The 23,577-nt window shown below is 63.6% G+C and carries 20 protein-coding genes and 2 pseudogenes; 21 read left to right on the forward strand and 1 reads right to left on the reverse strand.

All coding sequences use genetic code 11. From position 1 onward, the window contains the following. Position 1: 1 nt before the first annotated feature. The 16 genes and pseudogenes from Q9316_RS25370 to Q9316_RS25440 all read left to right on the forward strand — a co-directional run bounded on the left by Q9316_RS25370 (position 2) and on the right by Q9316_RS25440 (position 16,145). Positions 2 to 1,015 (forward strand): alpha-ketoacid dehydrogenase subunit beta, encoded by a 1,014-nt coding sequence (locus Q9316_RS25370; protein WP_306036036.1) that lies wholly within the window; start codon positions 2 to 4, stop codon positions 1,013 to 1,015. Between the two features lie 2 nt (positions 1,016 to 1,017). Continuing rightward, a pseudogene (locus tag Q9316_RS25800) lies at positions 1,018 to 1,266 on the forward strand (biotin/lipoyl-containing protein); the annotation flags it as partial. Positions 1,267 to 1,467: 201 nt separating this feature from the next. Further along, positions 1,468 to 2,337: pseudogene (locus Q9316_RS25375) on the forward strand (dihydrolipoamide acetyltransferase family protein); the annotation flags it as partial. 4 nt (positions 2,338 to 2,341) lie between these two features. Continuing rightward, the gene (gene lpdA, locus Q9316_RS25380) at positions 2,342 to 3,730 is read left to right on the forward strand and encodes a dihydrolipoyl dehydrogenase (RefSeq protein WP_306036038.1); all 1,389 of its coding nucleotides are present in this window, start codon (positions 2,342 to 2,344) and stop codon (positions 3,728 to 3,730) included. Next, a complete protein-coding gene (locus Q9316_RS25385; protein WP_306036039.1) occupies positions 3,714 to 4,802 on the forward strand; it encodes an enoyl-CoA hydratase/isomerase family protein in 1,089 nt (362 codons plus the stop codon). The genes lpdA and Q9316_RS25385 overlap by 17 nt, the downstream gene beginning before the upstream one ends. Beyond that, entirely contained in the window at positions 4,799 to 5,689 is an 891-nt protein-coding gene (gene mmsB, locus Q9316_RS25390; RefSeq protein ID WP_306036040.1) for a 3-hydroxyisobutyrate dehydrogenase, read from the forward strand. Before Q9316_RS25385 ends, mmsB begins: the two co-directional genes overlap by 4 nt. Before the next feature lie 20 nt (positions 5,690 to 5,709). Then, a complete protein-coding gene (locus Q9316_RS25395) occupies positions 5,710 to 6,480 on the forward strand; it encodes an enoyl-CoA hydratase (RefSeq protein ID WP_306036041.1) in 771 nt (256 codons plus the stop codon). Between the two features lie 176 nt (positions 6,481 to 6,656). Then, entirely contained in the window at positions 6,657 to 9,077 is a 2,421-nt protein-coding gene (locus Q9316_RS25400; RefSeq protein WP_306036042.1) for a TonB-dependent receptor domain-containing protein, read from the forward strand. A 56-nt stretch (positions 9,078 to 9,133) separates the two neighbouring features. Continuing rightward, positions 9,134 to 10,066 (forward strand): iron-siderophore ABC transporter substrate-binding protein, encoded by a 933-nt coding sequence (locus tag Q9316_RS25405; protein ID WP_371878093.1) that lies wholly within the window; start codon positions 9,134 to 9,136, stop codon positions 10,064 to 10,066. Beyond that, the gene (locus Q9316_RS25410) at positions 10,063 to 11,106 is read left to right on the forward strand and encodes a FecCD family ABC transporter permease (RefSeq protein WP_306036044.1); all 1,044 of its coding nucleotides are present in this window, start codon (positions 10,063 to 10,065) and stop codon (positions 11,104 to 11,106) included. The genes Q9316_RS25405 and Q9316_RS25410 overlap by 4 nt, the downstream gene beginning before the upstream one ends. Then, positions 11,103 to 12,089 carry a FecCD family ABC transporter permease gene (locus tag Q9316_RS25415; protein ID WP_306036045.1) on the forward strand — a complete coding sequence of 329 codons (987 nt, stop codon included), beginning with the start codon at positions 11,103 to 11,105 and terminating at the stop codon, positions 12,087 to 12,089. The genes Q9316_RS25410 and Q9316_RS25415 overlap by 4 nt, the downstream gene beginning before the upstream one ends. Positions 12,090 to 12,096: 7 nt before the next feature. Then, entirely contained in the window at positions 12,097 to 12,873 is a 777-nt protein-coding gene (locus Q9316_RS25420; protein ID WP_306036046.1) for an ABC transporter ATP-binding protein, read from the forward strand. Between the two features lie 253 nt (positions 12,874 to 13,126). Next, positions 13,127 to 13,675: an RNA polymerase sigma factor gene (locus Q9316_RS25425; RefSeq protein WP_306036378.1), complete on the forward strand. Its 549-nt coding sequence runs from the start codon at positions 13,127 to 13,129 to the stop codon at positions 13,673 to 13,675. A 61-nt stretch (positions 13,676 to 13,736) separates the two neighbouring features. Then, positions 13,737 to 14,687 (forward strand): FecR family protein, encoded by a 951-nt coding sequence (locus Q9316_RS25430; RefSeq protein WP_306036047.1) that lies wholly within the window; start codon positions 13,737 to 13,739, stop codon positions 14,685 to 14,687. Between the two features lie 58 nt (positions 14,688 to 14,745). Next, the gene (locus Q9316_RS25435; protein WP_306036048.1) at positions 14,746 to 15,042 is read left to right on the forward strand and encodes a DUF2218 domain-containing protein; all 297 of its coding nucleotides are present in this window, start codon (positions 14,746 to 14,748) and stop codon (positions 15,040 to 15,042) included. A 203-nt stretch (positions 15,043 to 15,245) separates the two neighbouring features. Continuing rightward, a complete protein-coding gene (locus tag Q9316_RS25440; protein ID WP_306036049.1) occupies positions 15,246 to 16,145 on the forward strand; it encodes a helix-turn-helix domain-containing protein in 900 nt (299 codons plus the stop codon). A gap of 39 nt (positions 16,146 to 16,184) precedes the next feature. On the opposite strand, the gene Q9316_RS25445 is transcribed toward Q9316_RS25440, so the two are convergent. Further along, a complete protein-coding gene (locus tag Q9316_RS25445; RefSeq protein WP_306036050.1) occupies positions 16,185 to 18,323 on the reverse strand; it encodes a TonB-dependent siderophore receptor in 2,139 nt (712 codons plus the stop codon). A gap of 279 nt (positions 18,324 to 18,602) precedes the next feature. On the opposite strand from Q9316_RS25445, the gene Q9316_RS25450 reads away from it, so the two are divergent. From Q9316_RS25450 to Q9316_RS25470, 5 genes are read left to right on the forward strand one after another with little or no spacing between them, the layout of a single operon-like run. Next, positions 18,603 to 19,598, forward strand: a complete 996-nt coding sequence (locus Q9316_RS25450) for an iron-siderophore ABC transporter substrate-binding protein (protein WP_306036052.1) — start codon at positions 18,603 to 18,605, stop codon at positions 19,596 to 19,598. Then, positions 19,595 to 20,641 carry a FecCD family ABC transporter permease gene (locus Q9316_RS25455; RefSeq protein WP_306036053.1) on the forward strand — a complete coding sequence of 349 codons (1,047 nt, stop codon included), beginning with the start codon at positions 19,595 to 19,597 and terminating at the stop codon, positions 20,639 to 20,641. The genes Q9316_RS25450 and Q9316_RS25455 overlap by 4 nt, the downstream gene beginning before the upstream one ends. Beyond that, the gene (locus Q9316_RS25460; protein WP_371878068.1) at positions 20,641 to 21,678 is read left to right on the forward strand and encodes a FecCD family ABC transporter permease; all 1,038 of its coding nucleotides are present in this window, start codon (positions 20,641 to 20,643) and stop codon (positions 21,676 to 21,678) included. Before Q9316_RS25455 ends, Q9316_RS25460 begins: the two co-directional genes overlap by 1 nt. Further along, positions 21,675 to 22,523, forward strand: coding sequence for an ABC transporter ATP-binding protein (locus tag Q9316_RS25465; RefSeq protein WP_306036055.1), 849 nt, complete (start codon positions 21,675 to 21,677; stop codon positions 22,521 to 22,523). The genes Q9316_RS25460 and Q9316_RS25465 overlap by 4 nt, the downstream gene beginning before the upstream one ends. After that, positions 22,520 to 23,572: a DUF2218 domain-containing protein gene (locus Q9316_RS25470; protein ID WP_306036056.1), complete on the forward strand. Its 1,053-nt coding sequence runs from the start codon at positions 22,520 to 22,522 to the stop codon at positions 23,570 to 23,572. Before Q9316_RS25465 ends, Q9316_RS25470 begins: the two co-directional genes overlap by 4 nt. Positions 23,573 to 23,577 lie beyond the last annotated feature (5 nt).

A 23,577-nucleotide genomic window follows, 5' to 3' on the forward strand; every position in this document is an offset into this window, starting at 1 on the left:
TATGGCAAGAATGACGATGATCGAGGCCGTGCGTAGCGCCATGGACGTCTCGATGGGGCGGGACGACGATGTCGTCGTGTTCGGCGAGGATGTCGGCTATTTCGGCGGCGTTTTTCGGGCGACGCAGGGCCTGCAGTCCAAATACGGAAAGACCCGCTGCTTCGACGCGCCGATCAACGAATCCGGCATCCTCGGCACGGCCATCGGCATGGCGGCCTATGGGCTGAAGCCCTGTGTCGAGATTCAGTTCGCCGACTACATGTATCCGGCCTACGACCAGATCACCCAGGAGGCGGCGCGCATCCGCTACCGCTCCAACGGCGATTTCACCTGCCCCATCGTCGTGCGCATGCCGACCGGCGGCGGTATCTTCGGCGGGCAGACGCACAGCCAGAGCCCGGAGGCGCTGTTCACCCATGTCTGCGGGCTGAAAGTGGTCGTCCCCTCCAATCCCCATGACGCCAAGGGCCTGCTGATCGCCGCGATAGAGGATCCGGATCCGGTGATGTTCCTCGAACCCAAGCGCCTCTACAACGGCCCTTTCGACGGCCATCACGAAAGGCCCGTCACGCCCTGGTCGAAGCACGAGCTCGGTGAGGTGCCGGAAGGGCATTACACCATCCCCATCGGCAAGGCGGAAATCCGCCGGCCGGGCAGCGCGGTCACGGTCGTCGCCTACGGTACGATGGTGCATGTGGCGCTGGCGGCGGCCGAGGAGACGGGGATAGACGCGGAGGTGATCGACCTGCGCAGCCTGTTGCCGCTCGACCTCGACACGATCGTGGAATCCGTGAAGAAGACCGGCCGCTGTGTCGTCGTACACGAGGCGACGTTGACCTCCGGCTTCGGCGCGGAAGTCGTCTCGCTCATTCAGGAGCACTGCTTCTACAATCTCGAAGCGCCGGTGGTGCGCGTGACCGGCTGGGACACGCCTTACCCCCATGCCCAGGAATGGGACTATTTCCCCGGCCCCGGGCGGGTCGGGCGGGCGCTCAAAGAAGTGATGGAGGGCTGAGGATGGGCGAGTTCGTCATCAAGATGCCCGATGTGGGCGAGGGCGTGGCCGAGGCCGAGCTTGTGGAATGGCACGTCAAGCCGGGCGATCCGGTGCGCGAGGACATGGTGCTCGCCGCCGTGATGACCGACAAGGCGACTGTGGAGATACCCTCCCCGGTGGACGGCACCGTGCTCTGGCTCGGTGCCGAGATCGGCGACATCATCGCCGTCAAGGCGCCGCTGCTGCGCATCGCGATTGCCGGGGAGGGCGAGACTGAGAGCGTAGCGGAGGAGGAGCGGCAGCCCCTCCCTTCTCCCCAAGGGGGAGAAGGTGCCCGAAGGGCGGATGAGGGGGTATCTCTGTCCGCTCAGAAGGAGCCGCCCTCACCGAGCCAGCCGCCCCCCTCATCCGGCCCTCCGGGCCACCTTCTCCCCATTGGGGAGAAGGGGAAAACCTCGACGGCGGAGACAAGACCCCTCGCTTCGCCTGCCGTCCGGCTGCGCGCGCAGGAAGCGGGCGTCGATCTTCGACAGGTCCCGGGCACCGGCCCGGCCGGCCGCATCACCCATGACGACCTCGACCAGTTCGTCGCGCGCGGCGCACAGCCCGTTGCCGTATCGACGGGCCTTGCCCGCAAGACCGCCACGGAGGAAATCAAGGTCACGGGATTGCGCCGCCGCATCGCGGAGAAGATGCGCCTCGCCGCCTCGCGCATTCCCCACATCACCTATGTCGAAGAGGTTGATGTCACCGACCTGGAGGACTTGCGCACGACGATGAATGCCGGCCGCAAGCCCGATCAACCGAAGCTGACCATCCTGCCCTTCCTGATGCGGGCACTGGTGAAGACGCTCGCCGAGCAGCCCGGCGTCAACGCCACCTTCGACGACGATGCCGGCATCGTCACCCGCCATGCCGCCGTCCATATCGGCATCGCCACGCAGACACCCTCCGGCCTGACGGTGCCGGTGGTGCGCCATGCCGAGGCACGGACGATCTGGGACAGCGCCGCCGAGCTGACGCGCCTCGCCGATGCCGCGCGCAACGGCACGGCCGCGCGTGAGGAACTGTCCGGCTCCACGATCACCATAACCTCGCTCGGCGCGCTCGGCGGCATCGTCACCACACCGATCATCAACCACCCGGAGGTGGCGATCGTCGGCGTCAACAAGATGGTGACGCGGCCCGTCTGGGACGGCACGCAATTCATCCCGCGCAAGATGATGAACCTGTCGTCGAGCTTCGACCACCGGATCGTCGACGGCTGGGATGCGGCGGTCTTCGTCCAGCGGGTCAAGGCGCTCATCGAAACCCCCGCACTGATCTTCATCGAAGGCTGAGGACATGAAAGAGATCGTCTGCAAGCTCCTCGTCATCGGTGCCGGCCCCGGGGGCTATATCTGCGCCATCCGCGCCGGCCAGCTCGGCGTCGATACGGTCATCGTCGAAGCCGCCAAGGCCGGCGGCACCTGCCTCAATGTCGGCTGCATCCCCTCCAAGGCGCTGATCCATGCGGCCGAAGAATTCGACAAGGTCCGCCATATGACGAGCCCGAACGTGCTCGGCATAACCGTCGAAGCGCCGAAGCTCGACCTAGCCCAGACCATCCGCTGGAAGGACGGCATCGTCGGCCGGCTGAACAGCGGCGTGCTCGGCCTCCTACGCAAGGCCAAGGTCAAGATCGTGCACGGCGAGGCGCGTTTCCGCGATGGCAAGACCGTGGAGGTGGAGACGGAGACGGGAAGCCAGGTGATCCGCGCCGAGACGGTGGTGATCGCCACCGGTTCCGAACCGGTGGAACTGCCGTCGCTGCCCTTCGGCGGTGCCATGCTGTCCTCCACGGGTGCACTGTCGCTGACGAGCGTTCCGCGAAAGCTCGCCGTCGTGGGCGGCGGCTATATCGGGCTGGAGCTCGGCATCGCCTTCGCCAAGCTGGGCGCCGAGGTCACGGTGGTCGAGGCGATGGCGCAGATCCTGCCGCAATACGATGCTGAACTCGTCAAGCCCGTCGCCAAGCGCCTGAATGAACTCGGCGTACGCGTGCTGACGGGCGCGAAGGCGAAAGGTTATGCCGGGGAGGCGCTGGTTGTGGAGACCGCTTCCGGCGAGGAAGAGCGCATTGCGGCCGACAAGGTGCTCGTCACCGTCGGACGCAAGCCGCGCACGGAAGGCTGGGGGCTTGAAGAGCTCGACCTCGATCGTGCCGGCCGCTTCATCCGTATCGACGAGCGTTGCCGCACCTCCATGCGCGGCGTCTATGCGATCGGCGATGTCACGGGCGAGCCGATGCTGGCGCATCGCGCCATGGCACAGGGTGAGATGGTGGCGGAGATCGTCGCCGGCCGCAAGCGCGCCTGGGACAAGCGCGCCATCCCCGCCGTCTGCTTCACCGACCCTGAAATCGTCACCGCCGGCCTGTCGCCCGACGAGGCCCGCGCGCAGGGCTATGAGGTCCGCGTCGGCCTCTTCCCCTTCAATGCCAATGGCCGCGCCATGACGACCCAATCGGAAGACGGTTTTGTTCGCGTCGTGGCGCGGGCCGATACCAACCTCGTGCTCGGCCTGCAGGCGGTCGGCGCCGGTGTCTCGGAGCTTTCCAGCGCCTTCTCGCTGGCGCTCGAAATGGGTGCGCGACTGGAGGACATCGCCGGCACCATCCACGCCCATCCGACCCGCAGCGAAGGCTTGCAGGAAGCCGCATTGAAAGCCCTCGGCCATGCTCTCCACATCTGATCCGCAGATCCTCGTTGGCCGCACCGGTTCGCTCGGGCGCATCCGGCTCAACCGGCCGAAGGCGCTCAACAGCCTCACCCTCTCCATGGTCCGCGACATCGAAAAGGCGTTGGATGCCTTCGACGCGGATCCCGAGGTTGCCGCCGTGCTTCTCACGGGCGAGGGCGAACGCGGGCTATGCGCCGGCGGCGACATCCGCATGATCTATGACGGCGGCAAGGCCGGCTCGCCGGAACCCGTGGATTTCTGGCGCGAGGAATACCGCATGAACGCGCGCCTCAACAGGCTGCGAAAACCCTTCGTCGCCTTCATGGACGGCATCGTCATGGGTGGCGGGGTCGGCGTTTCGGTTTATGCCAGCCATCGGATCGTCACCGAACGGACGCGCCTGGCCATGCCCGAGACGGGCATCGGCTTTTTCCCCGATGTCGGCGCCTCGTGGTTCCTCACGCGCCAGCAGAACGAACTCGGCACCTATGCCGCCCTGACCGGTGCACAGCTTGCCGCCGGCGACGTCATCGCCTTCGGCCTTGCCGACAGCTATGTCCCCTCGGAACGCCTGCCGGCCCTGGCCGACGTGCTGTCCCGCCTGCCGGCGGGGGCCACGCGGGCGGACGTCTCGGCAACGGTTGCCGCCTTTGCGGATACGCCGCCGCCGGGGCAGGCCGCAGCAGAGCAGCCAGCGATAGACCGCCTTTTTTCCTTCGATACGATCGAGGAAATTCTTGAAGCGCTCGCGCAGGACGGGTCGGATTTCGCCGAAAAGACACTCGGCGTTCTGCGGACGAAGTCGCCGCTCAGCCTGAAGGTCACGTTGCGCCTGCTCCGCCTCGGTCGCGTGGAAGATTCGCTGGAGGCCTGCCTGGAACGGGAATTTTCCGCCACCGCGGCCGTGCTGCGCAGTCACGATTTTTATGAGGGCGTCCGGGCCGCGGTCGTCGACAAGGACCGTAATCCGCAGTGGCGCCCGGCGCAGTTGGACGACGTCACGACGGAGGACGTCGCCGCCTTCTTCAAACCGTCGGCAGAACCGCTCTTTGCCACGGATGCAGGGAAAGGAGAACGCCCATGAGCCCCATCGCATTCATCGGCCTCGGCCATATGGGCGGCCCCATGGCCGCAAACCTCGTGAAGGCCGGCCATGCCGTGCGCGGTTTCGACCTGTCGGCGTCCTCGCTCGAACTTGCCCGGGCGAACGGCGTGACGACGGTTGCCTCGATCGCCGAGGCGGTTTCCGGCGCAGGAACCGTCATCACCATGCTGCCGGCGGGAAAACATGTGCTGGCGGTCTGGCAGGAGCTGGTCGCCGTCGTGCCATCGGGCACGCGGCTTATCGACTGCTCCACCATCGACATGGACAGCGCCCGCAAGGCGCACGCGCTGGCAGAGGCGCATGGCTGCCCCGCGCTCGATGCGCCCGTCTCCGGCGGCACGGGCGGCGCGACGGCCGGCACGCTCACCTTCATGGTAGGCGGCGATGCCGATGTCTTCGCCGGCGCAAAGCCCGTCTTCAAGGCGATGGGCAAACGGATCATCCATTGCGGCGCTGCCTCCGCCGGCCAGGCGGCAAAGATCTGCAACAACATGATCCTCGGCATCAGCATGATCGCCGTGGGCGAGGCTTTCGTGCTTGGCGAACGGCTCGGCCTCACGCATCAGGCACTGTTCGACGTTGCCTCCGTCTCCTCGGGTCAATGCTGGTCGCTCAACACCTATTGTCCGGTGCCGGGCCCCGTCCCGACCTCGCCGGCCAACAAGGATTACGAACCCGGTTTCGCCGCGGCGCTGATGCTGAAGGATCTCATGCTTTCGCAGGCGGCGGCGGAGGATACTGGCATGACGACGCCACTTGGCGCCAAGGCTGCGGAACTCTACCGGTCCTTCGCGCAGGCGGGCTTCGGCGACAAGGATTTTTCCGGCATCATCAACATGTTGCGCGACAAGGCGGCTGCCGAGTGAACGGCGCGGGAGGAACTGCGATGGACCACCCCATCATCATCGAGCGGCAGGACCGCGTCGTCATCGTCACTCTGAACCGGCCGGCGGCGCGCAACGCGCTGAATTCCGCGGTCATGCTCACCCTGGCGGACGACCTCGCCCCGCTCGATCGCGACCCCGGCGTCGGCTGCTTCGTCATCCGCGGTTCGGAAAAGGCGTTTGCCGCCGGTGCCGACATCAAGGAGATGGCGGACAAGACTTTCGCCGAGATGTACACGCAAGACTTTTTTGCCGCCTGGGAGCGTTTCGCCGCGTTGCGCACGCCAAAAATCGCGGCGGTCTCCGGTTATGCGCTGGGCGGCGGCTGCGAGCTCGCCATGATGTGCGACATGATCTTCGCCGCCGACACCGCGATGTTCGGCCAGCCCGAGATCAAGCTCGGCGTGATCCCCGGCATGGGCGGCACGCAGCGGCTGACGAAACTCGTTGGCAAGGCGAAGGCGATGGACCTCATCCTCACGGGACGGATGATGGACGCGGCGGAAGCGGAGCGCGCGGGCCTCGTTTCCCGCGTGATTGCCGCGGACAAGCTGATGGAGGAGGCGCTGGCCGCCGCGCAGACGATCGCCACCTATGGAAAGACGGCGGCAATGGCCGCCCGCGAAGCCGTCGATCGCGCGCTTGAATTGGGCTTGCGCGAAGGGATCGTCTTCGAGCGCCGCCTGTTCCATGCCCTGTTCGCCACGTCGGACCAGACGGAAGGCATGGCCGCCTTCATCGAGAAGCGCCCACCTAGCTTCACCGGGAAATAGACGAAGAAGTCGCGGCCGCCGGGCATCGTGAACGCCGATGGACGGATAGTTTCAAAAACATTGACCCGTCTGGAGTCCCAAATCGGGAAACCCAATCGTCAAGGCAATGAGCGGGTGTGATCCGCTTCATTGGTGGACTGCGGCGCCTTGAACGCCGCATGGATTTGGGGGTTTTCATGAATACGCGTTTTTCCGTCAGGGCGATGCTCCTGGCCGGAACTGCCGCCCTTGTGTTCGGTGCGCCGGCGCCGGCGGGTGCTCAGGCACCGGCACAATCGCAATCTGCAGCTCGGTCCATCATCGTACCGGCCGGTCCGCTCACGCCGGCGCTGAACAGCCTTGCCGCGCAGACGGGTCTCCAGATTCTCTATGACGCTTCCCTGACAACCGGAAAATCGACGGGCGGGGTGCGCGGCACCCTGACACCATCGCAGGCCCTGAACGCCGTGCTGGCCGGCACCGGCGTAGATGCACGGTTTGCCGGAAGCAACCAGGTGACCCTGAGCCTGGACCCTACGGGAACCGGCGCCACGACGGGCACGGTCGACGAGGGTGCGACCATGCTGGAGGCGATCACGCTCTACGGCGCGCGTGAGGCGACGACGCTTAACGATACGACCGCAAGCGTCGGCATCGTCAATGCCAAGGCGATCCAGGACGGCCAGATCCGGCACACGCAGGAAGCCTATCGCCGCCTTGCCAACGTGCTGGACAGCGCGACGGTCAATTCCGGCTTCGTCATCCGCGGCATGAGTTCGGAAGGGTTCGTTCCGGGCGGCGCGCCGGTCGGCTCGCTTTATGTGGATGGCATTCTCCAGACCCGCTACAACGCGCGTTTCGGTGCAAGAAACCTCTGGGATGTCGAGCAGGTCGAGGTTTATCGCGGTCCGCAATCGACGCTCTCCGGCCGCGCCGCCATGTCTGGTGCGGTCTACATCAAGTCGAAGGATCCGACCTTCGACAAGGAAGTGGAGCTTTCCAGCACCGTCGGCAGCAACCACCTCGTGGGCGGCGCGTTCGTCGTCAACACGCCGCTGGCCGAGGAGCAGATTGCGCTGCGCATCGCCGGTGCGTTCGAGCGGTCCCGTTCCGATGTCAGCTATTCGAACTTCGACCACTATGCCGGTTATGACGACCTGACCACCGATATCAGCGGCACCATCAGGGCCAAGGTGCTGATCACGCCGTCCGAAATGCCGGAGACCCGCGCGGTTGCGACCTATTCCTACTCCAAGGATCGCCCGAACGATCGCCTGGTGGGCCTCTACGACGGGCGTGGCGACTTCAACAACAATCCCGATACCTATACGGAATATCGCTGGACCGAAGTCCACAATCTCGGCCTGGAAGTCACGCATGACTTCTCCGACGCGCTTCGCTTCACGTCGCAATCGGGCTTCCAGTACGGCATCAACAATCGCCGTTCCGTCGATGGCGACACGCCCGGTTACGTGACCGGCGTATGGGGCACGGATGACGATTCGATCGTCACCCAGGAACTTCGCCTCAACTACGAGGCCGAGCGCTGGAAGTGGGTCGCCGGTGTTTTCGGCAGCCATCAGGTCTTCGAAGGCGCATCGCGTTTCATCGCCGAACCCTATCCCGATTTCCTGCCGGGTGTGATCTATCAGCTCGATGACGACCAAAAGCGCACGACCACGAATCTCGCGGTGTTCGGCGAAGCGACCTATGAATTCGTGCCGACATGGTTTGCGACCGTCGGCGGGCGACTGGACTATCTGAAGGAAACGAACACCGAGCTGAACTCCATGGTGCTCTATGGAATGGAACCGGTATGGTCGCCGCCGAATGGCACCTCGTCCTTCAACGAAGTGAATTTCGTCCCGAAAGTCGGCCTGGCGAAGGAGTTCGGTGACAGCCACAAGGTCGGCATCACCTATTCGCAGGGCTTCCGTTCGGGCGGTTCCTACGTCAACCGAAGCCAGGCCCCGATCTACACCATCGATACGTATGATCCCGAATATTCGCAGAGCTACGAGCTTTCCTACAAGGGAATGCTGCTGGACGACCGGCTCACGCTGAATGCCAATCTTTTCTACACGAAATATACGGACCAGCAGGTCGAAATCCGCCCGCGGTCGGACGTTCCCGGTTACCGCGTGACGGAAAATGCCGCGTCCTCGCGCGCCTGGGGTTTCGAGATCGAACCGGCCTACCAGGTCACGGACCAGTTCTTAGCCTTCGCTTCGATTGGCTATCTCAACACGAAGTTCCTCGAATGGAACCATGTCGGTCTCGGCGATCAGGCCGGCAACTCCTTCCCCGAGGCGCCGGAATGGACCGTCGGCTTCGGTGGACGATACGAGTTCGAGAACGGCTTCTATCTCGGTGCGGATGCCAAATACACCGCCGACTACAATTCGCGGTTCGGCACGAAGGGCATGTACAAGATCGATTCTCGTTTCCTCGTGAACGCGCAGGCCGGTTTCAAGAAGGACAATTGGGAGATTACCGCCTTTGCGGAAAATCTCACCGACGAGAAATATTTCACGATCATCGACCCGGATGCCGCCTTGCCCTTCGGCCAGGCCGGCGCACGGCGGTCGTTCGGGCTGAATCTGCGCGCCAAGTTCTGAAATCGGATTGCGGGGCGAAAGCCCCGCGATCTCACCGCCCGCGTTTTTCTGAAATGGTGTTCGTCTTGCGCTTTTGTCTGACTGTCATGTTCCTTCTCTCCTCTCTCTCGCTGGCAAGTGCGGCCTGCCAGGGACGGGAAATAACGGAAGGCGTCTATAATCCCCCGCTCTGCGTTCCGGCGGAGGCCAAGCGGATCGTCACGCTCGATCCTCTTCTGACGCTCGGCCTTCTCATCGAACTCGAGGCGCCGGTCGTCGCCACACCTTACATGGCCATCCAGGACGAGCAGGTTTTGGATTTCATCAAGCAGGCGAAAATGGTGGATCTCGGCAATCCGCGCGAACCCAGTCTGGAGCGCGTCGCTGCCCTGAAGCCTGATCTCATCATCGGCAGCACGGAGGGCCATGCCGCGATCTATGAGACGGTGTCTAAGATCGCGCCGACCGTGTTGCTCGATCACACGGACTGGAAGAAATATCGCCAGCGTGTCGCTCAGATCACCGGCCGCGAAGGCAAGGCCAACGAGGCGTTGTCGGCCTATGAAAAGCGCGTTGCGGCGATCCGCGAGCGCATGAAGGACAAGGACCTGACCGTGTCCACCGTGCGCTTCGCACCGGGCCGGTTTGTCGTCTTCCTTGATGGTCCCAGCGCCTATGCGCCGTTCGCGGTCCTGCACGAAGCCGGCGTGAAACGCACGCCCTACGAGACGGTGACGGACGGGACGATCGTCAAGCGGCCGGACTGGGAGGAACTCGCCAATCTCGACGGCGATATCCTTCTCTATGTATCCGCCAGCGGCTTCGAGAGCGGCCCGGACGATGCGCTGGAGAAGGAAGTCACCGGCAATCCGCTCTGGCAGCTTCTGCCCGCCGTGCAGAACGGCCGTGCCCATCGCGTCGATCGGGCGACCTGGCAGAGTTTTCACGGCATCGCCTCCGCGCACCGTATCCTTGACGATATCGAACGCTACATCCTGGCGGATCGATGAACCGTGACAGCATGGACATCGCGCGGCGTCGTCGCCATGCGGCGCGCGAAGGGAGCAGGCTTTTGGGCCTGCTCCTTCTTTTCTGTCTGCTCGTTGTCGCTACGCTGTGGTCTGTCGCGACAGGCGCGACACGTATTCCGCTTCCGGTGGTGTGGAATGCGGTCGGCAACTTCGATGGGTCGCGGGAGCACCTGCTGGTCATGATGATCCGTCTGCCACGGGTGCTTGCGGCCGTGCTCGCGGGCAGCGCGCTCGCCGTTTCCGGCGCCATCATGCAGGCGGTGACGAACAATCCTCTCGCCTCGCCGGGGCTGCTCGGCATCAATGCCGGCGCGGCGTTTGCCGTCGTGCTGGTCATGACGCTTTTTGGAGCAGGCACCGGGGACATCTACATGTGGTTCGCCTTCGGCGGGGCCGCCGCCGCTGCCGTGTTCGTCCATGCCCTGGGATCCTTCGGCCCGGCGGGACAGTCGACATTCGGGATCGTCATCGCCGGCGCCATCGTCGCCACCTTCCTGACGGCGCTCACAAGCGCGGTGCTCATCTTCGACCAAAACACGCTGGACGCCGTCCGCCTCTGGACGGCGGGCTCCGTCTCCGGCCGGACGATGGCGCAAAACGCGAGGGTGGCGCCCTATATCCTGGCGGGGCTTGCGGCGGGTCTTCTCCTCGGGCGACATCTCGTCACCCTGAGCCTTGGGGCTGATGCGGCCCGCTCGCTGGGGCAGAACCAAGCGGTCTGGCGGACGATTTCCATCGTCATCGTCATCCTGCTTGCCGGCAGTGCCGTATCGCTTGCAGGTCCCATCGGCTTTGTCGGGCTCGTCGTTCCTCATATCGTACGGCTGACCATCGGCGTCGATTATCGCTGGATCCTGCCCTTCAGCGCGGTCGGGGGCGCGCTGCTTGTCGTTGTGGCCGATCTTGCCGGACGCATGATCTTCGGCAGCCAGGATTTTCCCGTCGGCGTGACGACCGCCCTGATCGGCGCACCGTTCTTCCTCTGGCTGGCCCGCAGCCGGGCAGGGAGCCAGGCATGATGCGCTGGCTCGTTCTCCTCGCGATCGTCCTCGTCGGTCTGGTCATTGCCAGCCTTGCGCTCGGGGATATCGCCTTGTCATGGCAGGATCTCTGGAAAACGCTCATCGGATCTCAAGATGCGAGCCTGCAGAACGCCATGATCGTCTACGATCTGCGTCTGCCCCGCGTCCTGCTCGCCGTTCTTGTCGGTGCGGCGCTCGCAAGCGCCGGTACGATCACGCTGGCGATCATGCGCAATCCCCTCGCCGAGCCGGGCGTTCTGGGCATCAACAGCGGTGCTGCGGCCGCAGTGATGGCCGTCATCGTGCTCCTGCAGGACCCACCGGTCCTGCTGCTGCCCGCCGCCGGCTTCCTGGGCGCGGCGACGATGGCGGCAGCGGTCTACCTCCTGTCGTGGCGCGCCGGCACGTCGTCGTTGCGGATCATCCTGATCGGCATCGGCCTTGGTGCGCTCGCCAGCGCCGCCACGACCTTCCTTTCGGCGTTCGGCGAGATCGGCGATGTCCAGCGTGCGATGATCTGGCTGGCGGGCAGCGTCTATGATGCCGACATGGCGAAGGTGCGCTTCCTGCTCCTCTGGTTGATCGTTCCGCTGGCGCTGGCATGGATGGCGGCGCGGGAGCTGGATTTGATCCGTCTGGGTGATGATGCGGCGAAAAGCTTCGGTCAGCCGGTGGATTGGATTCGCGGTCTGATGATCGTGCTCTGCACGCTCATTTCCGGTGCTGCGGTTGCCACGGCAGGACTGATCGGCTTCGTCGGACTGGTCGCGCCCCATGTCGCCGGCCGCCTGGTTGGCCCGTCCCATGCGAGGATTTTCCCCGTCGCCGCCCTGTGCGGGGCGATTCTCCTGGTGGCCGCCGATCTCCTCGGACGCCTGGTCATTGCGCCGATCCAGCTTCCGGCTGGGATCGTGACAGGATTGATCGGCGCACCCTTCTTCGCCTCACTTTTATGGAAGCGCCGCTATGCCCGGGGATGAACGCACCATGTTGGCAAAGCTCGCCGGGCAGGGCGTGTCCATCGCCTACGGTGATCACCGGATCGTCGAGGACCTCGACCTTCTGGTGCCGAAACACCGCTTCACCGCGCTTATCGGGCCGAATGGCAGCGGTAAATCCACCATCCTGCGCACCTTCGCCGGGCTCATGGCGCCCTCGTGCGGCTCCATCCTTCTGGATGGCAGGAGCATCGAAACGCTCGGCACGCGGGAGATGGCGAGGCGCGTCGGCGTGCTCCTTCAAGGGCCTGTCGCGCCGGAAGGATTGACGGTGCGGGATCTCGTCCAGCAGGGGCGCTATCCGCATCGTTCTCTTTTCGGCCGCTGGTCCGAAAGCGATCAGGCGGCCTGCGACGAGGCCCTGATGCTGACGGGTACGACGACATTGGCCGAGGTTCCTCTCGACACGCTTTCCGGCGGTCAGCGGCAGCGGGCATGGATTGCGATGACGCTGGCGCAGCAAGGCGAAGTGCTGCTCCTCGACGAGCCGACGACCTACCTCGACCTCGCTCACCAGATCGAATTGATGAACCTGATCACCGTTCTCGTGCGCGATCACGGCAAGACCGTCGTTGCCGTACTGCACGATCTCAACCAGGCGGCCCGTTACGCGGATCACGTCGTCCTGTTGAAAGGCGGAAGGATCAGTGCGGCGGGCCATCCATCGGACGTGATCTCGCAAGAGTCGATTGCCGATGTGTTCGGCGTGCGGTCGCTCGTTATTCGCGATCCCGTCGCGGGCACGCCCCTTTGCATTCCGTTGTAAAAATGTCACGCCGCGCGGCTTTCCGGGCAGAGGGCACAAACCCGGAATTCGACCGGCGAAAGGATTTCGACAACGAAATCAGATATAAAGATGAGTTTTTTTGTCTTGATTTAACGGAGCAGCTTATCGGGATTCTAACCTGTTGCACTTGCAGGTGTTTTGCAGAATCGGTAGCCCTTTGCTGGAAGGCTCGAAATGTCTTTTGCTCGTCCGAGCGCAGGCATGCCGTCATGCGATTGGGAACAGAGTGCCGATGTCCAACTCCTCCTCTCCGCTCAGCTGGGATGGCCTCGATGGCAACGATCTGCTCAACCGCGCCATGGAGGCCCACTACGCCGACATGACAAGGGCGGTGCGGCGAAAGGGGCATCCGCTTTCCACCGCCAGGGATGTGGTTCACGACCTCTACATCAAGCTGGCAGCCCAACCCGACGTCCTGCGCAAAAAGCGCTCCATCAAGGCCTTCCTCTGCCGCTCCGCCATCAATCTGGGTATCGACCGGTTGCGGCGCGAGAACAGGGAGGCGCGGCTTTTCTCCGGCACGGAGCGGGAAGCGCTCGCCGTCGCCTGCATTGGCCCGGCGCCCGACCGGGCGCTTGAAATCGAGGCGCGCGTCGCCATCCTCCGCGAGGCCATCGCGGAGCTGCCCGAGCGTCGCCGGGTTGTGTTCATCCTGCACAGGCTGCACCATCTTTCGCCGGATGAAATTTCGATAAAACTCAAGATTTCCCGCAACATGGTAGACCGGCATCTGCGCAGAGCGTTCGCGCATTGCCTCGACCGTCTTCTTTGGATCGAGTAAGAGTCCCGAACAGGCGGTGCCATTCGTCTACAAGGCAGGACCGAGGCTCCGGGAGAAGTCGATGAGGGGCAACCGTGCCAATCAAATTCAGCGAAAGCGCAACAGGGAGGCGACGGTCTGGCTTCTGCGAAACCGCGATCCCGGGCAACCGGCGGAAGACAAGGCGCATTTCGAGGATTGGCTGAACGACCCGGAAAATTGTCGCACGTACCGGGTCGCCGAGAAGCTGATGGGTGACGCCCGCGCGGCTATCGAATCCGATCCGGCGTTGCGCAACATCAGGACGGAGCCACGCAGCCGCGCAAAGCCGGTCCTCCCGTCCATTCTGGTCCTGACCTGCGCCGCGACGGCGTTTCTCGCCCTCGACGGTCCGATGCGCCTGCAGGCCGATGCCCTGTCGGGCGTGGACGACATGCCGGTTCTCACGCTCGAGGACGGTTCCGTCGTGCAGATGAATGCCTCTTCTGCGATCGCTGTCGACTTCGATGAGAAGCGTCGCACGATCCGTCTGCTGCGTGGACAGGCTTTTTTCCAGGTTGCTTCGGCGCCCGAGAGGCCGTTTACGGTCGAAGCCGGGGATATGCGCGTGACCGCCCTCGGCACGGCATTCGATGTCCGCTATGGCGCGCTCGACACGGGGGTGACGGTCACCGAGCACACCGTTCTGCTCGAATCGAGCAGCGCAGGCTCGCCGCCCATGCGCCTCTCCGAGGGCGAGCAGGCCACCTATGACCGTGCCAGCGGAAAGACCGATGTCCGGCCAGTGGACGGCCCCGTAGCCCTAGCCTGGCAGCGTGGCCAGCTCGCCGTGGAAAACGCGCCGCTTTCCTATGTCATCGAGGAAATCGGGCGCCATTTCTCCGGCCGGATCGTCCTTGCCGGCAGCGGGCTCGCCAATCGCCGGGTGAGCGGCACGATCACCGTCTCCGATACGGCCGCCGCCCTGTCTTTCATCCGGCAGGCACTCGACGTGAGCGTGACACGGATCGGCCCGCTGATCGTCGTCCGCTAGCGCCGACCAAGGTACCCGACCCTTTCGACAGACAGCAATCGATGACAGGAGCAATGGCATGATCGAAACGACCGCCGTGGTGAAAACCGAATTTGCCGCCAAGTATCTGGTGCAGATGTGCAAGCACTTCGCCCACAAGGTGGATGTCGAATACACCGATACCCACGGCGAGTGCCGCTTTGACGGCGGCATCGCAATCTTCGATGCAGATGCGGAGGGCCTGCATCTGTTCGTGAAGGCACCGACCGAGGAGACCGTCACCTGGGCCCAGTCGGCCATCGAAACCCATCTGGTGCGCTTTGCTTTTCGGGAGAACCTCGAAAGCCTCGCCTGGCAGCGCTCGCATATCGCCTAGCCTATGCGTTCGCCAGTTTGAAAACCTTGCCATCGCGACGCGGTTTTGGACGTGCCGAGATGGAGCCCGCGATATCCGCTAGTTGGCGAATCCCCTTGGACTCTGTTGCCGCCCCACTAAAAAGATGATAAACGCCGTCAACTTATTTGTGCTCACGTGGCTGGACGGGCTGCCAGATTTCATGACGGAAGAAGTGGTCTAAAATGGGCTTTTGGCATTCCATGTCATGGAAAACCGAAGGCATTCGGGTCACGGCGCCGGTCCAGTGGCGGCAATATGACGGGTTGGTCAGCGTTCTCTGGGAGGCGGAAAGCCAGGCGGGCGCCAGCGGCTATTATCTAGCCGACGATCCTCGCATCATGTTTTTCTTCAACGATGTCTCGTCGCATGTCCGCATTTCGAACGAGGACAACGATTTCGCGCGCAGTTCCCGCCCCATGGCGCGGGCCGTCTACGTTCCCGCCGGCGTCCCGCTGTGGACCGGCAGCCGGAAGACGCACAGCTTCAGCCATCTCAACCTGCATCTCCACAGGGATCGGGTGCTGCGCTACCTGACGCCATCCGTTGGAACGTCTGCGGCGCAGACGGCTTTGCGCCGTCCGGTGGAATTGCAGGACGCCGCGGCGATCGATGCATTGGCGAAGCTGTTGGCGGATGAGATCAAAAGTCCCTCACGGCATGCGGTCTATGCGGAGAGCCTTATCGGCAGCATCGTCGCGGGGCTGCTGGATATTCCGGCGGAAAGCGAAGAACGGGCCGGCGGCAGGCTGACGCAGGGGCAGATGAACAAGCTTCTCTCCCATGTCGAGGAACTGGGCGATTATCGCATGTCCGTCGCCGACATGGCGGCGGTGGTCGGGCTGTCCGAGAGCTGGTTTGCCAGCGTCTTCAAGCAGACGACGGGACACACGCCCTTGCAATGGCAGCTTGGAAAGCGGGTCGAACGCTCGAAGCAACTGCTTTGCGAGAGCAGCCTGCCGGTTGCCAGCATCGCCGCGCAGCTCGGTTTTTCCGATCAGGCGCATCTGACGAAGGTTTTCCGCCAGATCGTCGGGGAAACACCGGCCGCCTGGAGGCGGATGCAGCAGTTGCGGCGACTGTGAAATCCCGCCCGTCGAGGCAACGGGCGGGACGGGTTTTCCTTACCAGGTCTGGCGCAGCGTCGCGAGGATGGAGCGGCCAGGATTGTAATAGACGGCGCCGAAATCCTTGCTGGCGACGTGCTTCTCATCGAACACATTGTTGACGTTCAGCTGGAACGTCGTGTTTTCCTGCACCTTGTAGGTAAAGGCGGCATCGAACACGACGGCGCTGTCCGACGACTTGGTGTTTTCGATATTGGTGTAATACGCATCCGAATAGCGCGCACCGAGTCCGAACGTCATGTCGCCGCGCCCGCCTTCACCCTCCAGCGTATACGTGCCCCAGATCGAGGCCATGTTTTCAGGCACGCGCATCAGGCGGTGGCCGTTGTTGGCGCCGCCCGGCTCGACGATCTTCGAGTCGATATAGCTGTAGGCGGCAATGATGTTGATATTGTTCGTCAACTCCGCCTTGGCCTCGAGTTCGAAACCCCGGTGCCTGACCTTCTCGACGGTTTGCGGAATATAGGTCACCTGATCGAAGACCGTGATATTGCTCTTCGTCAGGTCGTAGACGGAGGCGGTGAACAAGGCCGGGAAGGCGTCCGGCTGATATTTGATGCCGATCTCATACTGCTGGCCGGTTGTCGGCTCGGCACCGATGGCCGGCGGCGCGACGGACTCGGCGTAGCTGATATACGGCGCCAGTTCCTCGGTGATCTTGTAGCTTACGCCGAATTTCTTCGTGAACTCGCTGTGCTCTCCAGCCTTCGTCGCACCACTCAGCAGATCCGTCTCGCTCAGGTCGAGCCAGTCGTTGCGCAATCCGGCGCTCACGGTCAGTCTGTCGAAGAAGGTCAGGTCCTGCTGCAGATAGATCGCGGTCGTCTGCTGGTCGTTGTTCACGCTGGCATAGGGCGGTATCGAGCCCGGGCCACCGGAATAGATCGGGTTTTCCCAGTTGATCGACGGCGCCGATGTATAGAAGCTGTCGCTGTAAGCCTCGTATTCGTTGTAGGTGGCACCGAAGAGCGTGCGGCTCTCCACGTCGTTGAAACTCGCGTCGTACATCAGATGCGCGTCGATGACGAACTGTTCGGTCGATTTCTCGTTGCCGAAGAAATAGCGGCCGGCAAATGTCGAGCCGTCGGTCGGCGTGCTGCCGATATAGGCACTGCCGAATCCGTCGTTCAGATTGCTGTAGCGGGCATTGGAGCTGAAGCTCAGGCCGTTGCCGAAGTCGTGGTCGAACAGGACGCTATAACTGTTGCGGTTCGTCTCGCTGAAATAATAGTCCGGCTCGCCGAAGAACGCGTCGCGGTCGAAATCCGTGCCGAGCGGGTGGCCGCCGCTGCCGGGAACGCCGTCCTTGTCGAGATGATCGAACACGAAGGTCAGGCTGGTGGCATCCGTCGGACGCCAGGTCAGGCCGCCCATGATGAAGTTTTCGTCATCCTGGGAGTAGTCATATTCCGCGTCGGCTCGCTGGAACTTCCCCGTCAGACGATAGGACAGCGTGTCGTCCCCGGTGAGGTTGTCGCCGAAATCAAAGCCCAGCTCCTTGTGCGCGAAGGAGCCGCCGGTGCCATAGACCTCGCCGAAGCGCTCGTTCTTGGGCGTCTTGGTCACATAGTTTACCGAACCGCCCGGCTCCGCCGCGCCAAAGCTCGAGGAGCTCGCGCCCTTCAAGACCTCGATGCGCTCGTAGGCATAGGGTTCTTCCCGGACCCCGGCGAAGGTCCGGCCGATAGTGAGGCCATCGCGGTAGGTATAGGGGGTAAAGCCGCGAATGTCGAAATAGTCAAAACGGTCGTCCGAACCGTAGAAGTCGGTTACGACACCGGCCGTGTATTGCACGACCTGCTCGACGGTATCGGCACCACGTTCCTGGATTTCCTTCGAGGTGATGACGGAGACCGCGGCGGGCGCGACGAGGATATCGGTCGGCATCTTGCCGGCGCCGGTCGTCTGGGTCGCGACGATCGATTTCGAATCGTTTTGCGTGTTGAGCACGGTTCCGCCGGATTTCTCGACCACGACCGTTTCCAGCGTGGTTGTCCCACCTTCCGTCGTGCCGGCATCCTGCGCGAGCGACAGGGCGGGGGTCAGGGCGACAAGCGCCGTGCAACCGAGAAGACGTGCGTTTCGGAAGCGGATCGGCGTGCGCGTTGCGCGACGTGCTTTGTGATCGATATCCATGTTCATGTTCCAACTACGTAGCTGCTGATGCGGTCGGTCTCAGGCATCCGGCCGGTCAAGGCGAGGGCGCCCCGTCCGCTCCGGTCCCCTGCCTGAAGGCCTTGCCCCGATGATCGGCTATTAACTGGAGAATATTTGTCTAGTATTGTATATTTCCCCGGTTTTGTACGATCCGCCGGAAATCTCCACGCACTTTCTCCATATAGGCCGCTTCGCCGTTGACGTCGCGGAGTTAAGCTGAGATTTGGGGTCAACTTATAGCGTTGAATGGAGTGGATGATGAAGCGGTTTCGTTTTGCCGGATTGGCAGTGATGATCTTCGTTTTCATCTGCGTGGCCAAAAACGCGTTTGCCGCCGAGGGCGCTTCCTATCCCATCAGCATCGAACATGCCTTCGGCACCACCGTCATCGAGAAGAAGCCGGAGCGGGTGGCGACGGTCGCCTGGGCAAACCATGAGGTGCCGCTGGCGCTCGGCATCGTGCCCGTCGGCATGGCGCGCGCCAATTTCGGCGACGACGACGGCGACGGCGTTCTGCCATGGGTCGCGGCACGTCTGGACGAACTCAAGGCCGAAACGCCTGACCTGTTCGACGAGGGCGACGGGATCGATTTCGAAGCGGTCGCCGCCACGCGTCCGGACGTCATCCTTGCCGCCTATTCCGGCCTCACGCAGGCGGATTACGATACGTTAAGCGCGATCGCGCCTGTTATCGCCTATCCGCAGGCCCCCTGGTCGACGGACTGGCGCGAGACGATCCGGCTGGATAGTGCCGGCATCGGAATGGCCGCGGAAGGTGAGGCGCTGATCGCCGGCATCGAAGCCGACATTGCCGCCGCGCTCGCCGGATATCCCGAACTCAAGGGCAAATCGGCGATGTTCATCACGCATCTGAGTTCCTGGGATCTCAGCACCGTCAATTTCTACACGACCAATGATACCAGGGTGCGGTTCTTTGCCGACCTCGGCCTCAAATCGCCGAAAAGCGTGGTTGAAGCCTCGCAACCTGGAAAGTTCTCCGGTTCGGTCAGCGCGGAAGAGATCGACGCCTTCGACGATGTCGATATTCTCGTCACCTATGGCGACGGCAAGCTTCTTGATGCTCTGAAAGCCAACGCGTTGATGTTGCATATGCCGGCCGTTGCGGAGGAATCGATCGTGATGCTCGGCAACAGTGCGGTCGGCACCGGCGCCAATCCGACGCCACTCTCGATCCGCTGGGTCCTGAAAGACTATATGAAGCTGCTGAGCGAGGCGGCCAAGAAGTCCAAATGAACACCGGCACGCTCAGCACATCGAACCCGCGCTGGTCGGCCGCATCCGGTTCCAACCGGACCAGAAGCCTTTGGTTTGCAGGACTTGTCGGCCTTCTGACGATGTTCGTGTTCCTCTCGGTCACGATCGGGACACGCGATGTCGCCTGGGCCGATGTCGTGGCCGCGATCGGCGGCGCGCAGGACAATATCGGCCGGGCGGCTGTCGCCCTGCGTATTCCCCGGACCTTGCTGGCCCTCATTGCCGGCGCCGCGCTGGGCCTGGCAGGGGCCATCATGCAGGGCGTGACCCGCAACCCCCTGGCCGATCCCGGTATTCTCGGCGTCAATATGGGTGCATCGCTTGCCGTCGTCGTAGGAGTCGCCTGGTTCGGCATGTCGTCCGCCTACGCTTATATCTGGGTGGCGATCGCCGGCGCCGGCTGTGCCGCGATCTTCGTCTATGCCATCGGCTCGCTGGGGCGAGGCGGCGCGACGCCGCTCAAACTGGCCCTTGCCGGGGCCGCGACCTCGGTCGCCCTTGCCTCTCTGGTCATTGCGGTCGTGCTCCCGCGCGGCGATATCGCGGGCGGCATTCAATCCTGGCAGATCGGTGGTGTCGGCGGCGCGACCTACGACCGCATAGTGCCGGTCTTGCCCTTTCTGCTCGCCGGCTTCACCATCAGTCTCTTGTCGGCGAGGAAGCTGAATTCTCTTGCGCTCGGGGACGAGCTGGCTGCCGGGCTGGGTGAAAACGTGGTGGTTGCACGGGCGGTGGCGTCTCTCGGCGCTATCCTGCTTTGCGGCGGAACGACGGCGGTGTGCGGGCCGATCGGCTTTCTCGGTCTCGTTGTGCCGCATGTCTGCCGGCTGCTGGTCGGGGTCGATCACCGCTGGCTGCTGCCGTTTTCGGCGCTTGGCGGCGCATGCCTGCTGCTGGCAGCCGATGTCCTGGGACGCATCGTCGCCCGTCCCGCCGAGATCGATGTCGGGATCGTCACCGCCCTGGTCGGCGCGCCGTTTTTCATCTGGATCGTCAGGCGGCAGCGGGTGAGGGACCTGTGATGAACGAGGCCGCCACCATCGACGTCGTCATCGCAAGCCGCCGGGGACGTGCCCGCCGATATGCTGCCGTGTTGGCGGTGCTGCTCGCCCTCGTGGTGGCGGTCTTCGCTATCACCTTGTCGATCGGGAAAACGATCACGCCGCCGGGGGACGTCTTGCGGGTGCTGTTTGGCGAGCCGGTTCCGGGGGCCGATTTCAGCGTGGGGCAGCTCCGGCTGCCGCGGGCCGTCCTGTCGATTCTCGCCGGACTGTGCTTCGGGATGGGCGGCGTCGCCTTCCAGGTCATGTTGCGCAATCCGCTCGCCAGCCCCGATATTATCGGCATCACCTCCGGGGCCGGGGCAGCGGCGGTCTTCGCCATCGTCGTCCTGTCCATGAGCGGGCCCATGGTTTCGGTCTTCGCCATTGCGGCGGGGCTTGGCATCGCGATGCTCGTCTACGGTCTTTCGTTCCGCAACGGTGTCGCCGGTACGCGGCTTATCCTGGTCGGTATCGGCGTATCGGCCATGTTGCAGAGCGTCATCGCCTATATCCTGCAATCCGCACCTGCCTGGAGCCTGCAGGAGGCCATGCGCTGGCTGACGGGAAGCGTCAACGGTGCACAGCTCGACCAGGCCCTGCCGCTCCTGCTCGCGCTCCTGTTCTTCGGCGGTCTCCTTTTGAGCCGCAGCCGCGATCTGGATGCCCTGCGCCTGGGAGACGACATGGCGGCAGCGCTCGGCACCCGAGTGTCGCGAACCCGGATGCTGGTGATCGTCGCAGCCGTCGGCCTTATCGCGTCGGCCACGGCCGCAACGGGGCCGATCGCCTTTGTCGCTTTCCTGTCCGGGCCGATCGCCGGCCGCATCGTTCGAAACGACGGATCGCTGCTGATTCCCTCCGCGCTGACGGGTGCGACCCTCGTTCTTGCGGCCGATTACATCGGGCAGCACCTCCTGCCAGGACGATACCCGGTCGGTGTCGTGACCGGCGCCTTGGGAGCCCCCTACCTGATTTACCTGATCATTCGCGCCAACCGGATCGGAGGCACGCTGTGACCGATCATCTGCTCGTCGCCAGCGGCCTGTCGGCCGGCTACGACAAAACCGAAATTCTTCACGGGCTCGACCTCACGGTCCCATCCGGCAAGATCACCGTGATCGTCGGCGCAAATGCCTGCGGCAAGTCCACCTTCCTTCGGACGATATCCCGGCTGATCGCCCCGTCGGGCGGACAGGTCCTGCTGGATGGAAAATCCATCCACCGCATGCCCTCACGCGCTCTCGCACGCACATTGGGCCTCTTGCCGCAATCGCCGATCACCCCCGAAGGCATCACGGTCGCGGATCTGGTCAGTCGAGGGCGGCATCCGCACCAAGGCCTGTTTTCCCGCTGGACGCGGCAGGATGACGAGGCGGTCGATAGCGCGCTGGCGGCCACCAAGACTTTCGATCTTGCAGAACGGCCGGTCGATGAACTCTCCGGTGGCCAGCGTCAGCGCGTCTGGATCGCCATGGCGCTCGCGCAGCAGACGGATATCCTGCTGCTCGACGAGCCGACAACCTTTCTCGACATCAACCATCAGATCGAGGTGCTCGATCTGCTGACCGACTTGAACCGCACGCGCGGGACGACCGTGGTCATGGTTCTGCACGATCTCAATCTCGCGGCGCGCTATGCCGATCATCTCGTCGCCCTCGCATCCGGCCGCGTGCACATTTCCGGCACGCCGCACGAGGTGCTGACGGAAGAGACCGTACGGCACGTTTTCGGGCTGGAAAGCCGCGTCATCACGGATCCCATATCCGGCCGGCCCATCATGCTGCCGATCGGCCGGCACCGGATGGCGGGAGCCACCGATGATGAGACAGGCCGCCCACCACCACAGGAGAAACGCGCATGAACGAGATGTCGTCCTTCAAGCTTTCGGGCATTGCCGTTCCCGGCAATGCCGCCGACATGCTCGACGAGATCTGCGAGCACTTCATCGAGCATGCCGACGTGGAGCGGACCGGCGACCTAGCCCTGCTGAAAAGCAATGTCGGCGGCCTTGCGCATATCCAGATCGATGCGGGCCGCCTGTTGATCGATCTCGACTGCCCGACGGCCGATGCATTGCAGATGAGCCGCACGATCCTTGCGGAACATCTTTTCTACTTCGCCGAGGGCCAGCCCTTTGAATTGACGTGGTCGGAACCGACATCCTTGTCGGCGCTGCCGAACCTGCATGAAGTCACGGTCGTTTCCGCCGAGGACGTGACGCCGCATATGCGCCGCGTCATCTTCTCCTGCGCGGATGTCACACCCTTCATCGGCGGCGACATGCATGTCCGCCTGCTGGTTCCGCCGAAAGGCAAGGCACCCGTATGGCCCGGCTTCCGGGAAGACGGCCGTATCGCATGGCCGGAGGGCGAGGACGAACTGCTGGTGCGCGTCTATACGATCCGTGCCGTCGATGCCGAGCGCGGCGAATTGTGGATAGACTTCCTGCAGCATCCCGCGCCAGATGTGGCGACCCCGGGCGCGGATTTTGCCCGCGACGCGCAACCCGGCGACGTGGCCGCTCTCCTCGGCCCGGGCGGCGGCGACCTGCCATCGGCGGAATCGATCCTGTTGATAGGCGACGAGAGCGCGTTGCCGGCCATCGCGCGGATCGTCGGCGAGATGCCGGCGCGAACGCGTATGCAGGCGATCATTGAGGTTTGGGACGAAGCGGAAGAGCAGCCGCTTCACACCGACGGCATCCTCGATATCCGCTGGCTGCATCGGGACGCCGCTCTCGGATCTCTGCTGGAGGAAGCGAAGAAAGCCATCGCGACCTTGGAAGAGGGGACATTCGTATGGGCCGCATGCGAAAAGGACGACATCCGCACCATTCGAACATGCCTCAAAGCACGTCAGCATGATCGCAAGAAGATGTATGTCGCCTGGTACTGGGAGAAAAAGTCGTGAGGTGA

The sequence above is a fragment of the Shinella zoogloeoides genome, from assembly GCF_030733845.1.
Taxonomy (GTDB): Bacteria; Pseudomonadota; Alphaproteobacteria; order Rhizobiales; family Rhizobiaceae; genus Shinella; species Shinella zoogloeoides_C.

What these genes read in the sequence shown, in the direction of transcription:
- Q9316_RS25370 (WP_306036036.1), top strand. Translation starts at nt 2, where the DNA reads ATGGCAAGAATGACGATGATCGAGGCCGTGCGTAGCGCCATGGACGTC.
- lpdA (WP_306036038.1), top strand. Translation starts at nt 2,342, where the DNA reads ATGAAAGAGATCGTCTGCAAGCTCCTCGTCATCGGTGCCGGCCCCGGG.
- Q9316_RS25385 (WP_306036039.1), top strand. Translation starts at nt 3,714, where the DNA reads ATGCTCTCCACATCTGATCCGCAGATCCTCGTTGGCCGCACCGGTTCG.
- mmsB (WP_306036040.1), top strand. Translation starts at nt 4,799, where the DNA reads ATGAGCCCCATCGCATTCATCGGCCTCGGCCATATGGGCGGCCCCATG.
- Q9316_RS25395 (WP_306036041.1), top strand. Translation starts at nt 5,710, where the DNA reads ATGGACCACCCCATCATCATCGAGCGGCAGGACCGCGTCGTCATCGTC.
- Q9316_RS25400 (WP_306036042.1), top strand. Translation starts at nt 6,657, where the DNA reads ATGAATACGCGTTTTTCCGTCAGGGCGATGCTCCTGGCCGGAACTGCC.
- Q9316_RS25410 (WP_306036044.1), top strand. Translation starts at nt 10,063, where the DNA reads ATGAACCGTGACAGCATGGACATCGCGCGGCGTCGTCGCCATGCGGCG.
- Q9316_RS25415 (WP_306036045.1), top strand. Translation starts at nt 11,103, where the DNA reads ATGATGCGCTGGCTCGTTCTCCTCGCGATCGTCCTCGTCGGTCTGGTC.
- Q9316_RS25420 (WP_306036046.1), top strand. Translation starts at nt 12,097, where the DNA reads ATGTTGGCAAAGCTCGCCGGGCAGGGCGTGTCCATCGCCTACGGTGAT.
- Q9316_RS25425 (WP_306036378.1), top strand. Translation starts at nt 13,127, where the DNA reads ATGTCCAACTCCTCCTCTCCGCTCAGCTGGGATGGCCTCGATGGCAAC.
- Q9316_RS25430 (WP_306036047.1), top strand. Translation starts at nt 13,737, where the DNA reads ATGAGGGGCAACCGTGCCAATCAAATTCAGCGAAAGCGCAACAGGGAG.
- Q9316_RS25435 (WP_306036048.1), top strand. Translation starts at nt 14,746, where the DNA reads ATGATCGAAACGACCGCCGTGGTGAAAACCGAATTTGCCGCCAAGTAT.
- Q9316_RS25440 (WP_306036049.1), top strand. Translation starts at nt 15,246, where the DNA reads ATGGGCTTTTGGCATTCCATGTCATGGAAAACCGAAGGCATTCGGGTC.
- Q9316_RS25445 (WP_306036050.1), bottom strand. Translation starts at nt 18,323, where the DNA reads ATGGATATCGATCACAAAGCACGTCGCGCAACGCGCACGCCGATCCGC.
- Q9316_RS25450 (WP_306036052.1), top strand. Translation starts at nt 18,603, where the DNA reads ATGAAGCGGTTTCGTTTTGCCGGATTGGCAGTGATGATCTTCGTTTTC.
- Q9316_RS25455 (WP_306036053.1), top strand. Translation starts at nt 19,595, where the DNA reads ATGAACACCGGCACGCTCAGCACATCGAACCCGCGCTGGTCGGCCGCA.
- Q9316_RS25460 (WP_371878068.1), top strand. Translation starts at nt 20,641, where the DNA reads ATGAACGAGGCCGCCACCATCGACGTCGTCATCGCAAGCCGCCGGGGA.
- Q9316_RS25470 (WP_306036056.1), top strand. Translation starts at nt 22,520, where the DNA reads ATGAACGAGATGTCGTCCTTCAAGCTTTCGGGCATTGCCGTTCCCGGC.